Source organism: Actinacidiphila yanglinensis (assembly GCF_900107965.1).
Taxonomy (GTDB): Bacteria; Actinomycetota; Actinomycetes; order Streptomycetales; family Streptomycetaceae; genus Actinacidiphila; species Actinacidiphila yanglinensis.
Genome location: NZ_FNVU01000002.1, coordinates 490,536 through 502,542 on the forward strand (window position 1 = coordinate 490,536; position 12,007 = coordinate 502,542).

Here is a 12,007-nt window from a genome sequence, read left to right on the forward strand (position 1 = left end):
CGAGGTGCCCAGGCGACCCGCCGCGACGAACCGGGTGACGCGCCGCTGGTGTTACGCGCCCGCCGGCGGGTCCGCGGGGAGTTCGGCGGCGGTCTCCGCGGGGGTGATCCCGGCCTGGAGCACGGCGACCGCCAGGGCGGTACGGGAGTTGACCCGGTGCTTGCGCATCGCGGAGTTGAGCTGCGCGGCAACGGTCTTGGGCGAGCGGGACAGCGACCTGGCGATGTCGGGGGTGGACAGGCCGGTCAGCATCAGCCGGACCACCTCCAGTTCGCGCGGGGAGAGCCGGTCGCCGTAGCCGCGCCGCCGGCCGCGCACCTGCCGCTCCTCCCGGGTGGCGACCCGGGAGGCGTCGCGCCGGGCGCCGAGGTCGTGCAGCCCCGCCTCGACGCGGGCGAGCAGGTCGGCCGCCTGGCGGGTGTGGCCCGCCGCGGCCAGCATCCGGGCCTGCCGTTCCCGGGCGAGCAGCGCCGGGTAGGGGCGGGGGAGTTGGTCCCACGCCTCGGCCGCGGCCGCCCACCGCTCGGCCGCCCGGTCGGCGGACTCGCGGGATTCGGCGAGCAGGGCGCGGCAGACCGCCAGCGCGCCCGCGGCGCTCAGGGCGGTGCAGCCCCGCAGCCCCCGGGCGTAGCGGGTGACGAGCGTGTCGGCCTCGGCGGTGCGCCCGGCCGCGATCAGCGCCTGGACGCGGACGGGCGCGATCTCGGTGGCCCACAGCCAGATCCCCTTGCGGGTGACGACGCCCATGCCCTCCTCGGTGAGGGCGAGCCCGTCGTCGTCGCGGCCCTCGGCGAGCCGCATGGCCGCGAGGGCGGCGGTGGGCGCCAGCGGCACCTCGACGAAGCCGCGCCGGGTGGCTTCGGCCAGCACGTGCCCGAACTGCTCCCCGGCGGTGCCGAGTTCCGCCGGGTCGGTGGAGGTGGCCGCGGTGAGCAGGGCGGTGACCAGGACACCGTCCAGGGCGATCAGCGGCTCCGCCTCGATGGCGGTGAAGGCGGCCGCGCGCTCGGCGAGCCCCTGCCACCGGCCGCTGTACCAGTCGAGGTGGGCCAGGGTGACCCCGGCCATGTCGCGCAGCCGCAGGTGGCCGCTGGCGGAGGCGAGGTCGACGGCCAGGACCAGGCGGCGCCGGGCCTCCTCGTAGTGCCCCCAGCGCAGCGCGGAGTCACCGATGTTGAGGTGGGCGCGGATCACGCTGAGGACGTCCGCGGTGCCGCTCGCGGTCTCGGGGATGTCGCCGGTGGCGTCCCAGCCGGTGGGGTCGCCCATCTCCAGCAGGGTGGTGATCCGGTCGATACGGAAGGGCAGCCGGCGGTCCACCGGGACGCGGGCCTCGACGAGTTCGGTCGACTTGTCCAGCCAGCGGCGGTGGGCGGCCACCGGCCAGTCCGCGCCGCCCGGGCGGCCCAGCGCGCTCATCGCCGACGCCGCCTCGTAGGGGCGGTCGTCCAGGTCGCCGACGGCGCGCTCCAGTTCGGCCGCGCCGTTGGCGTACTGCCCGGCGTGCATCAGCATGCGGCCCAACTGGGCCCGGACCTCGCCGCGTTCGGATCGGGAGAGGGAGCCGCCGTCCAGCAGGGCACGCAGCACCTGGAGCAGTTCGGTGCCCAGGAGGTAGCCGGAGAAGGCGTAGACGGGGAACTTCCGGCACCACCGGACCACGGCGCCGGCCGGCAGGTCGCCGGCGGACAGCAGGGCGTGCAGGGCGGTGACCGCGGTCTGCTGGTCACCCGAGGCGAGGGCGAGATCGGCGGCGAGCTCGGTGTAGTGGCGCCAGCCCTCGGTGTCGCCCGCCTCCCCGAAGTGGTGCGGTAGGAGGGCGATCGGGACCGGGTCGAGGGCCTCCAGGGCGCGGCCGGCCCGCAGATGGAGGGCGCGGCGCTCGCCGCCGGGGATGTCGTCGTAGACGGCGCGGGCGGCCAGCAGGTGGCGGAAGCGGATCCGCCCGCCGGAGTCCTCGACGAGGGCCCTGGCCCGTACCGCGGCGGCCAGCGCGGTCCGGCCGCGGTCCGCCGGGAGCCCGGAGACGGCGATCGCCACCCGCGGTTCCGCGCCCTCGGCGAGGACGGCGGCGGCGCACAGCATCTGCCGCGCGTCCGGGTCGAGCCGGGCGGCGCCCTCCAGGACGGCGTCGCGGATGGTGGGCGGGACGCCGATCCGGGTGAGGGTCCTGCGCCGCCACTCGCCGTCGCGCCGGATCAGGTCGGCGCGGTCGCGCAGCAGGCGCACGCACTCCTCGACCGCCAGCGGGAGTCCCGCCGTGTGCTCGTGCAGGAAGGAGGCGAACGCGTCGGAGACGTGCTCGTCGTGGAGCATCGAGGAGACCAGCTGCCCGGTGTCCGCGACGGTGAGCGCGGTGAGCACGATCCGCAGATGGGTGCTGCCGGGGGCCGGTTTGGCGGTCAGGCGCAGCAGTTGGGAGCTGGGCGGCACGTCCTCGGGACGGTAGGTGAGCGCGAGGCTGATCCGGTCCGCGACCGGCCGGTTGGCGAGGAAGAGCAGGAAGTCCAGGGTGGCCGCGTCGGCCCAGTGGGCGTCCTCGACGGCGAGCAGGGTGGTGCCGCACCCGGTGAGGAGCTCGTCCAGGGCGCGGAAGAGGCGGTGCCGGGCGGCCCCGGCGTCGTCGAGCGGTTCGGGCGCGGGCGGCAGGGTGTCCGCCCACTCCGGGAACAGCGGGCGCAGGGCGCCGGCCAGGGGGCTCAGGCGCAGGTCGGACACCTGGGTGCGGGCCTGGCGCACGGCGTCCACGACGGGGGCGAGGGTGAGGGCCTCGCGGAAGGGAGGGCAGCCCGCCACGAGTACGCCGGTGAGCCCGGGACGTTCCAGCGCCTCCTGGAGCAGCCGGGTCTTGCCGATGCCGGCCTCGCCCTCGATCAGGACGGTGGCCGGCGCGGCCTCGGTGAGGGCGTGCACGGTGCGGCGCAGTTCCGCCGACCGCCCGACCAGCCGGGGCCCGCGGACCGCGGGCTCGTCGTCCGGCGGCGCCGGTTGGTGTGCCAAGGCCGTGCCTCTCCTCCCAGGGGCTTGCTCGGGCGGCCGCCGGGTCCCCTCCCGGTGCCGGTCCCGTGCCGGGTGGTCGGTCCGACGCCGGACCATTCTGTCCCGCCGGGCCGCCCCTGGCCAGGGGTTCCGCCGCCGCGCGCGGGCGGGCGGACCGGGGGCGGAGCCGCGGCCGGCCCGCGGTCCGGCCGCACGCGGGATCGACGGGCGGGATCGGCCGGCCGGTGCCGCGCCGGGCACGAGGGGGACAAAGGGGACAGCGGGGGCGGTCTGCTATATCGTTCGGACCCGGAGGGCACTGTGGCGTCGGACGGGTTGCGCGAGGAACTGCGGCGGGCCGGGGTGGACGAGGTCGACACCGGCGGCCGCCGGCGGGCCGAGTACTCCTCCGACGCCTCCAACTACCGTGTGGTGCCGCGGGCGGTGGTCTTCCCGCGCGACGCCGACGAGGTGCTGGCGACACTCGATGTCTGCCGGCGCACGGGGGTGCCGCTGGTGCCACGGGGCGCGGGCACGTCGATCGCCGGGAACGCCGTCGGCGAAGGGGTCGTGCTCGACTTCTCCCGGCACATGAACCGGGTGCTGCGGGTCGACCCCGAGGCGCGGACCGCGGTCGTCCAGCCGGGCGCCGTCCTCGACGCCGTCAGCGCCGCGGGCGCGCCGCACGGACTGCGCTTCGGCCCCGACCCCTCCACGCACGCGCGGGCGACGATCGGCGGCGCGCTGGGCAACAACGCCTGCGGCGCGCGGGCACTTGCGTACGGACGCAGCTCGGACAACGCGCTGGAGCTGGACGTGGTCACCGGCGGCGGGGCGCGGTTCACCGCGGGACGGGGTGGGCACGGCGGCCTCGCCGCGGCGATGACCGGGCCGGGCGCCGGGCCTGCCGGCGGGCCGCCGCACGAACAGGCAGCCGCGCTCGACGCCGTAGTACGCCGCGATCTCGCCCTGATCCGGACTGAGTTCGGCCGCTTCACCCGCCAGGTCTCCGGCTACTCGATGCAGCACCTGCTGCCGGAGCACGGCGCCGACCTGGCGAAGTTCCTGGTCGGCACCGAGGGCACGCTCGCGGTGCTGCTCCAGGCGACCGTACGTCTCGTCGAGGCGCCGCGGCACACCGCTCTCGCCGTGCTCGGCTACCCGGACATGGCCGCGGCCGCCGACGCCGTGCCGGGGCTGCTGCCGCACCGGCCGGTCGCGATGGAGGGCATGAGCGCGCGGCTGCTCGACGTCCTGCGGGACCGGCGCGGCCAGGCGGCGGTGCCCGACGTGCTGCCGGCCGGCGCCGGCTGGATCTTCGCCGAGACCGCGGGGGAGAGCGGGGCGGAGGCGGAGGCCGCCGCCCGCGCGCTGGCGGCCGACGGCGGCTGCCTGGACTCCGCGGTGGTCACCGGCGCCGCGGCCGCCGCGCTGTGGCGCATCCGGGAGGACGGCGCCGGCCTCGGCGGGCGCACGCCGGCGGGCGCGCCGGCCTGGCCCGGCTGGGAGGACTCCGCCGTGCCGCCCGAGCGGCTGGGCGCCTACCTGCGCGACCTGTCCGCCCTGATGCGCGGCTTCGGTCTGGACGGCCTGATGTACGGGCACTTCGGCGAGGGCTGCGTGCACGTCCGGATCGACTTCCCGCTCGCCGAACGCCCCGCCGTCCTCGGCGACTTCCTCCAGGAGGCGGCCGCGCTGGCCGGCGGCTACGGGGGTTCGGTCTCCGGCGAGCACGGCGACGGGCGGGCCCGCGGCGCGCTGCTGCACCACATGTACTCGCCGCGGGCGCTGGAGATGTTCGCGGCCGTCAAGGGGCTGTTCGACCCGGACGACCTTCTCAACCCCGGCGTCATCGTGCGGCCCCGGCCGGTCGACGCCGACCTGCGCCTGCCCGCCGCCAAGGCGCCGCCCGGCCGGCTCGCCTTCGCCTACCCGCACGACCGGGGCGACTTCACCGCGGCCGTGCACCGCTGCGTCGGGGTCGGCAAGTGCCGGGCCGACGGCACCGGTTCCGGCGGCGTGATGTGCCCGTCCTACCTCGCCACCCGGGACGAGAAGGACTCCACCCGCGGCCGGGCCCGGGTGCTGCAGGAGCTCGCCAACGGCACGCTGGTGGACCGCGGTTGGCAGTCGCCGGAGATCGCCGAGTCGCTGGACCTGTGCCTGTCCTGCAAGGGCTGCGCCAGTGACTGCCCCGCCGGGGTGGACATGGCCACGTACAAGGCGGAGGCGCTGCACCAGCGGTACCGGCGCCGGCTGCGCCCGCCCGCGCACTACGCCCTGGGGTGGCTGCCGCGCTGGGCCAGGGCGGCGGCGGTGGCGCCGCGGCTGGTCAACGCGGTGCTGGGGGTTCCCGCGCTGGCCGCGCTCGCCCGGCGTGCCGGCGGCATCGACGCGCGCCGTCCGCTGCCGCGCTTCGCGGCCGGGACGTTCCGCCGCTGGTTCACCGCCCGCCCGGCATCCGCCGCCCGCCCGGCGGGAACTCCGGTGCTGCTGTGGGCCGACACCTTCACCGACCACTTCACCCCGGCCGTCGGCCGGGCCGCGGTGCGCGTCCTGGAGGACGCCGGATACGACGTCCGGCTCACCGGGCGCGCGGTGTGCTGCGGGCTGACCTGGATCTCGACCGGCCAACTCGACGGCGCGAAGCGTCAGTTGACCCGCACGCTGGACGCGCTCGGTCCGGCGCTCGACGGCGGCTGGCCGATCGTCGGTCTCGAGCCCTCCTGCACCGCTGTGCTCCGGGGCGAGTTGACCGAGCTGCTCCCGGACGACCCGCGCGCCGCGCGTGCGGCCGCGGCCACCCGCACCCTCGCCGAGCTCCTCACGGCCACCCCCGGCTGGACGCCTCCGGACCTCGGCGACGTGCGGGCGGTCGCCCAGCCGCACTGCCACCAGCACGCGGTCCTCGGCTGGGCGCCCGACGCCGCGTTGCTGCGGGCCGCGGGCGCGGAGGTGCGCGCGGTCGGCGGCTGCTGCGGACTGGCGGGCAACTTCGGCGTGGAGAAGGGCCATTACGACGTCTCGGTGGCCGTGGCCGAGACCGCGCTGCTGCCCGCCGTGCGCGCGGCGGGCCCGGACGCGGTGGTGCTCGCCGACGGGTTCTCCTGCCGCACCCAACTCGACCAGCTCGCCGACCGCGAGGGCGTCCACCTCGCCGAACTGCTCGCCTCCCGCCTCCCGACGACGGGCGAGGCCCCTCCCGGCGGCACCCTCTCGCCGTAGCCGTAGCCGTAGCCGTAGCCGTAGCCGTAGCCGTAGCCGTAGCCGTAGCCGTAGCCGTAGCCGTAGCCGTGCCCGGGGCTCAGCGGGCCAGCAGGTCGCCGCAGAAGGAACGGATGGCGCGGTTGACCAGGACAGGCCGCTCCCACGGCATGAAGTGGCCGGCGCCCTTGACCCAGAAGGGGCCCACCGCTTCGGGGAGGGCGAGCGCGCACCGCTGCTCGACGTGGTCGCCGAGCGTCACCTGGTCCTCGCCGATCAGCAGCAGGGCCCGCTGGCGCACGGGCCGGTCGATCATCTCGGGCGCCGACAGCCCCCGGGTGCCCATCACCACCTCGTAGTCGGCGAAGGCGGCACGCAGCCGGGCCGCGTCGCCGTACGGCTCGGTGAGGAAGTCCAGGTCCTCGCTGTCGAAGGCGTCGGGCGGGCACCACATGCGGTGCCCGTAGAACTCGCTCACGTAACGCCGCCGCCGCTCGGGGGTGTTCAGCTCCGCGACGAGCTCGTCGGCGTGGTGCCCCTGGCGGAGCTGGTAGTCGTGGATCGCGGATCGGGGCCGGCCCGGCGGTATGCCCGCCGCGGTGAACGCCTCGCCCAGGTCGGGCATCGAGTCGTCCAGGATCACCAGGCGGTCCACCCGGCCGGGGTACCGGTTGGCCATGTCGACGGCGACCATCGCGCCCAGGTCGTGCCCCGCGACGACCGCACGGTCCCAGCCGAGCGCGTCGAACAGGCCCGTCAGGTCGGCGTTGAAGGCGTTGAGGTCGTAGTGGCCGTCCGGTGCGAAGTCGGAGTCGCCGTAGCCGCGCAGGTCCGGCGCGACCACGTCGAACCCCGCCTCGGCCAGCGGGAGCAGGTTGTGCGACCAGATCCGGCTGGTGCAGGGGAACCCGTGGACGAGCAGCAGCGGCACGCCGCCTTCGCCCCGGCGCCGCACCGCCAGGCGGTGGCCCGCCCGGACCTCGATCCGGACGGGCGCGACGACTTCTGCGGGAAGGGCCATGCCCCCGGTCTACCCGATCTCCGCGCCGGGCGGGCCCGCATCGCGCATGCGCCCGCTTCGGTGCGGGCCACGGCCCGGTCGGTGCCGCCGCGGGGGGACGCACCGCGGGCCCGCGCGCGACGGAGAGGTCCGCCGCACGCAGGCCCGCGCGATGACGACGCGTCAGCAGCCGTCCACCGGGGTTCAGCCGGCCGCCGCGTTGTCGACCTCGATCCCGTCGAAGGTCGCGTAGGAACCGGAGAGCTTGGTGACAACCACGGTGTGCACCCCGGCGGGCAGCGTGCCGCTGGAGTAGACGGGGACGTCGGCGTGGCGTGCGCCGTCCGCGGGCACCGTGTCGACCACGGTGGCCGGGCCGCCGTCGATCGAGACACTGATGTCGCCCTGGTCGGTGTACTCCTCGCCGAACACGGCCACCCCGGTGCCGATGAAGGTGGAGGTGAGACTGCTGCCGTTCGTCGTGGCGTAGTGGAGGTCGTCGCCCAGGTCGCCGTAGCCCCGGCCGTTCGAGTAGTCCCAGCCGGTGTAGGCGATCGACGGGTCGGTGTCGTCGACGCGGGCCGCGGCCGGCGGGGCGCCGACATAGACCAGGACGGCCGCCGACGCCTTGGAGGCGACGCCGTCGCGGTCGGTCTGGACGGCGGTCAGCGTGTGCAGTCCGTCCGCCGCGCCGCTCAGCGCGCAGCTCCAGGTCCCGTCGGAGCCGGCCGTCGCGGTGCAGCCGCCGCCGCTGGTGTCGCCGACGGTCACGCCGTCGCCGGCCGCGCCCGTCCCGCGCACCGTGAAGGACGCGCCGAGTCCGGTGCTGCCGCCGGCCGGAGCGGTGATCGCCGGCCTGGGCACGTAGGGACCCACGGTGACGTCGGTGCCGTCCGCCCCGGCGGGCACGGTGGCGACGAGGAACCCGGCGGAGACGAACCGGACGTGGCTCGCGGGCTGTCCGCCGAAGTACACCGGGGTGGTGGGTGAGAACCCGGCGCCCGCGACGAGCACCTCGTCCGTGCCGGAACCGGCGGCGGCCGGCGCGGGCGCGGAGACGTAGCTGGTGCGCAGCGGGACGCTGCCGGCCAGGGACCGGTGCGCCGCGCTGACGCCCGCGTTCGCCAGGACGTCCGCGGGGAGGTCGCCGGCTGCGGGCGAGGCGGGGATGGCGGTGTTGTCGCTGACGTGCGAGTCGACCGGCCCGTTGCAGAGGTAGTTGCCCGGCGCGTCGGAGAACCAGTTGCCGGTCACCCAGAAGTGGCCGGTGGACGAGCAGCCGCCCTGCGCGCCGATCGCGGCCAGCGGGTGGAACTCGACGTTGCCGCTGAAGCCGATCCACTCCGAGCCGGCGTCGTCGTAGAAGGCCTCGTAGCGCGAGCCGTCGTTGTAGACGACGTTCCCGGTGACGTGCAGGCCGTTGGCGAGGGTCGCGACCGGGTCGAGCGTGCCGTCCGCCGCGTTCACGTACTGGGCCTGGTGGCCCTCCATGTAGATGGCGCCGCCGTCGTCCAGGACCTGCATCACGTCGAAGATCAGGTTGTCGCTGATGGTGTTGTCGGCGTTGACGTTGGTGGAGTTCTGCGGGTGGTCGGCCTCGTCGACGTGGCCCTGGATCACCCCGGCGGTGATGCCGGTGTAGGGCAGGTCGTACACCTCGTTGTGGGTGATCGAGGTGTGCCGGCTGAAGAGCAGGGTGATGCCGCAGGCCGAGCGGTAGTCGGTGCCGACGTCGTGGATCACGTTGTCGGAGACCGTGGTGTGGTCCAGGATCTCGTTGTCGCCGACGGTGTCGCCGCGCACCAGGTCCGGGTCCGGGGTGCAGTTCGCCTCGATCACCGCGGCCGGCGTCTGGGTCGGGGTCGGGTCGTAGGTGCAGCCGAGGGACAGCGCGGTGGACGCGATCGCGGTGAACTCGTTGCCGTCGACGACGTTGTGGGTGCCGCCGTACATGAAGCTCAGGCCGGCGCCGCCGAGGTCCACGAACCGGTTGCCGGTCAGGGTCACCCGACTCGCCCCGCTGAAGGCGACGTTGGCCAGCGGCTGGGTGAGCGCTCCCCACGGGCAGGTGCCGGCCGGGTCGGAGAAGGTGCACAGGCCCTGGTTGGTGTCGCCGGTCCGGTGCAGGTTGCTCTGCACGTCGGCGAAGCCCGTCGGCAGCGAGGGGGCGTTCCAGGTGGCGTAGGAGAAGCGCAGGCCCGCGAAGGTGAGGTCGTGCAGCGGGTGCGCGAGACTGCCCGCGCCCTGCACCAGCTTCTCCAGCCGCGGCAGTTCGACGTCGAGACCGCTCATCTTCTGCCCGGCGGCCGGCGCGTAGTACAGCGTGTCCGCCGAACCGCCGCCTGCCGTTCCGGAGTTGTCACCCGAGTCGAGGTACCACTGCCCCGGGGCCAGCAGGGTGGGGGCGTTCTGGATGGTGGCGGGCATCTGCGAGGTGGACATCGAGGGCAGGCCGCCGGTGCCCTGGTTGAAGGACGCGATGTCGGTGACGTCCCGCCAGCACGGCTGGTCCATGGTCAGGGTGGTGCCGGACATCCCGGCGACACCGCACCGGGAGTCCGTCCAGGCCCCGTTGCCCGCGGGGTAGTCGAACTCGACCCGGGCCAGCTGCGCCGGGGTGAGAGCGGCGAACCACGCCTGTGCGGTCGGGTCCTTCGCCAGGTCGTACCCGGTGGCCGAGCCGGACCAGTTCCCGGTGAAGTGCAGGGCGGCCGGGGTGGCCTGGGCGACGGGCGCCTCCTTGCCGCCGACGTAGAGCTGGCGGGTGGCGCTGCCGCCGGGGACGCGCGCCGACCACACGCCGGTGCCGCCCACTTCGTGCCAGCCGGTCACCCGGCCTGCACCGGAGATCACCGGGTGGGCGCCCGGCGCGGCCTCCCACACCACGGGGTGGCCCGGCGTGCCCGAGTCCTGCGCCCCGAACTGCCACGTCCTGGCCAGCCGGTAGGTGCCGTCCGTGAGTTCTACCCGGACCCCGGACGGGTTCCGGCCCTGCTCCAGCTTCCGCACCTCGGCCTGCGCGGTGTCCAGCGAGCAGGGTGCGTGCGCGGTGCAGGCCGAGCCGTGGCCGTCGGGCGCGGCCCACAGCACTGCGGCCCCGCCCTGCCCCCCGCCCGCCGCCTGCGCGGGACTCGCCGTCGCGGTCCCCGCTCCCGCTCCCCAGGCCCCCGCGCCCACCAGCACGAGGGTCACCGCCGATCCGAGGAATCTTCCTGCCGACGCCGTCCATTTCATGAGCGCTCCGGGAACCGTCGCCCCTGGGGTTCACCCGCAGGGAATCAAGACATCCGATGACTGCCGCAGCCTGGCACCTGCATCCGGGGGCGTCAACAGGATCGACATGACGTCTCTGCGCAAGATCCCTGCGGGAGGAACGAGTTCGCCGGGCCGAGGGGTCCGATGTCTGTGCGGGGGGTGTGCCCTGTGGGGGCCGGGGCCGCACCCCCCGCGGCAGCCGGGGCCGCACCCCTCGTGGCAGCCGGCCGCACCCCCCATGGCGCGAGCGGCTCCACCGCGGCGCGACCGGCGCCGACACGCGCGAGGGTTGCACCGGCGAATGGTCTGTTTCAGACTGAAAGCGGTTGGGTTCACGCATAAGGGGACAGAAGGCCCGCGGCAGGAGCCGGAGCGGACCTCGGTCGTGCTCGCGTCATGGCGAAGAGCCGTCGGACGTGCCGTTCCGCGTGCCGGACGCCGGAAGCGGACGGGAGCCGGGACGAGGCGCGTCCTTCCCACCCCTTGGAGGGTCCATGCGTGCCGCTGTCGCCACCGGAGCCGACCAACCGCTCTCCGTCACCACCCGTGACGTGCCCGAACCCGGCCCCGGCGAGATCCTCGTCAAGCTCAGGGCCTGCGGAATCTGCTACTCCGACCTCAACCTGCTCGAGGGCGAGTACCCCTTCGCGGCCTTCCCCGTCATCCCCGGACACGAGATCAGCGGGGTGGTGGAGGCGCTCGGCGCGGGAGTGTCCTGGCCCGAGGTGGGCACCGCGGTCGGCGGGCAGTTCCTGCACGACTCCGACGGCACCTGCGACTACTGCGCCGGGGGCGAGCCGATCCTCTGCCCGCGCAAGCGGATCACCGGCATCGTGGTGGACGGCGGCTACGCCGAGTACACCCTCCTGCGCGAGGGGTTCGCGACCCCGCTGCCGAGCGGCCTCGACCCGATCGCCGCCGGGCCGCTGATGTGCGCCGGCATCACCGCCTTCAACGGGCTGCGGCAGGCGGGCGCCACGTCCACCTCGCGCGTCGCCGTGATCGGCGCCGGTGGCATCGGTGCCATGGCGATCCGCTACGCCGTCGCGATGGGCGCCCGGGTCGCCGTCGTCGCGCGGTCGCGGCGCGGCGAGGACAGCGCGAAGGCGCTCGGCGCCGAACTGTTCGTCGCCACGAACGACCAGGACCCCGCCGAGGCGCTGAAGGCATGGGACGGCGGCGCGAACGTCATCCTGAACGCCGCACCCTCCAACTCCACCGCCGCCGCCACGGTGGGCGGCCTGGCCCCCGACGGCACGCTCGTGATGTGCGGCTACAACACCGAGCCGTTCACCCTGCCGCTGCCGGCGATGGTCCTCAACCGCCTGCACGTGATGGCGAATCCGTCCGGGTCGCCGCACGACCTGCGCGACACCCTCGAGTTCTCGGCGCAGCACAACATCCTGCCCGAGATCAGCACCGTCGGCCTCGATGACGCGCAGTCCGTCCTCGACGCCATGAAGGCCGGCACCGCGCACGGGCGCAGCGTCATCGTCTTCGACTGAACCCTGCTTCGACCCCAACCGCGACCGCGGCGCGGGGCGGCGCCGCGGCTTCACAGCAACCCCG

5 protein-coding genes are annotated in these 12,007 nt (G+C 75.3%); 2 read left to right on the forward strand and 3 right to left on the reverse strand.

Going from position 1 to position 12,007, the window contains the following annotated elements; all coding sequences use genetic code 11:
• Positions 1-51: 51 nt before the first annotated feature.
• Entirely contained in the window at positions 52-3,000 is a 2,949-nt protein-coding gene (locus C4U44_RS06075) for an ATP-binding protein (RefSeq protein WP_160144986.1), read from the reverse strand.
• Positions 3,001-3,300: 300 nt separating this feature from the next.
• On the opposite strand from C4U44_RS06075, the gene C4U44_RS06080 reads away from it, so the two are divergent.
• The gene (locus C4U44_RS06080; RefSeq protein ID WP_200823148.1) at positions 3,301-6,204 is read left to right on the forward strand and encodes an FAD-binding and (Fe-S)-binding domain-containing protein; all 2,904 of its coding nucleotides are present in this window, start codon (positions 3,301-3,303) and stop codon (positions 6,202-6,204) included.
• Positions 6,205-6,283: 79 nt separating this feature from the next.
• Here the strand turns inward: C4U44_RS06080 and C4U44_RS06085 are convergent, their stop codons facing one another.
• A complete protein-coding gene (locus tag C4U44_RS06085) occupies positions 6,284-7,204 on the reverse strand; it encodes an alpha/beta fold hydrolase (RefSeq protein WP_103884560.1) in 921 nt (306 codons plus the stop codon).
• Positions 7,205-7,387: 183 nt separating this feature from the next.
• Positions 7,388-10,417: a right-handed parallel beta-helix repeat-containing protein gene (locus C4U44_RS40970; RefSeq protein ID WP_146088208.1), complete on the reverse strand. Its 3,030-nt coding sequence runs from the start codon at positions 10,415-10,417 to the stop codon at positions 7,388-7,390.
• 515 nt (positions 10,418-10,932) lie between these two features.
• Here C4U44_RS40970 and C4U44_RS06095 point away from each other — a divergent pair.
• Positions 10,933-11,943, forward strand: coding sequence for an alcohol dehydrogenase catalytic domain-containing protein (locus C4U44_RS06095; protein ID WP_103884561.1), 1,011 nt, complete (start codon positions 10,933-10,935; stop codon positions 11,941-11,943).
• Positions 11,944-12,007: the final 64 nt, after the last annotated feature.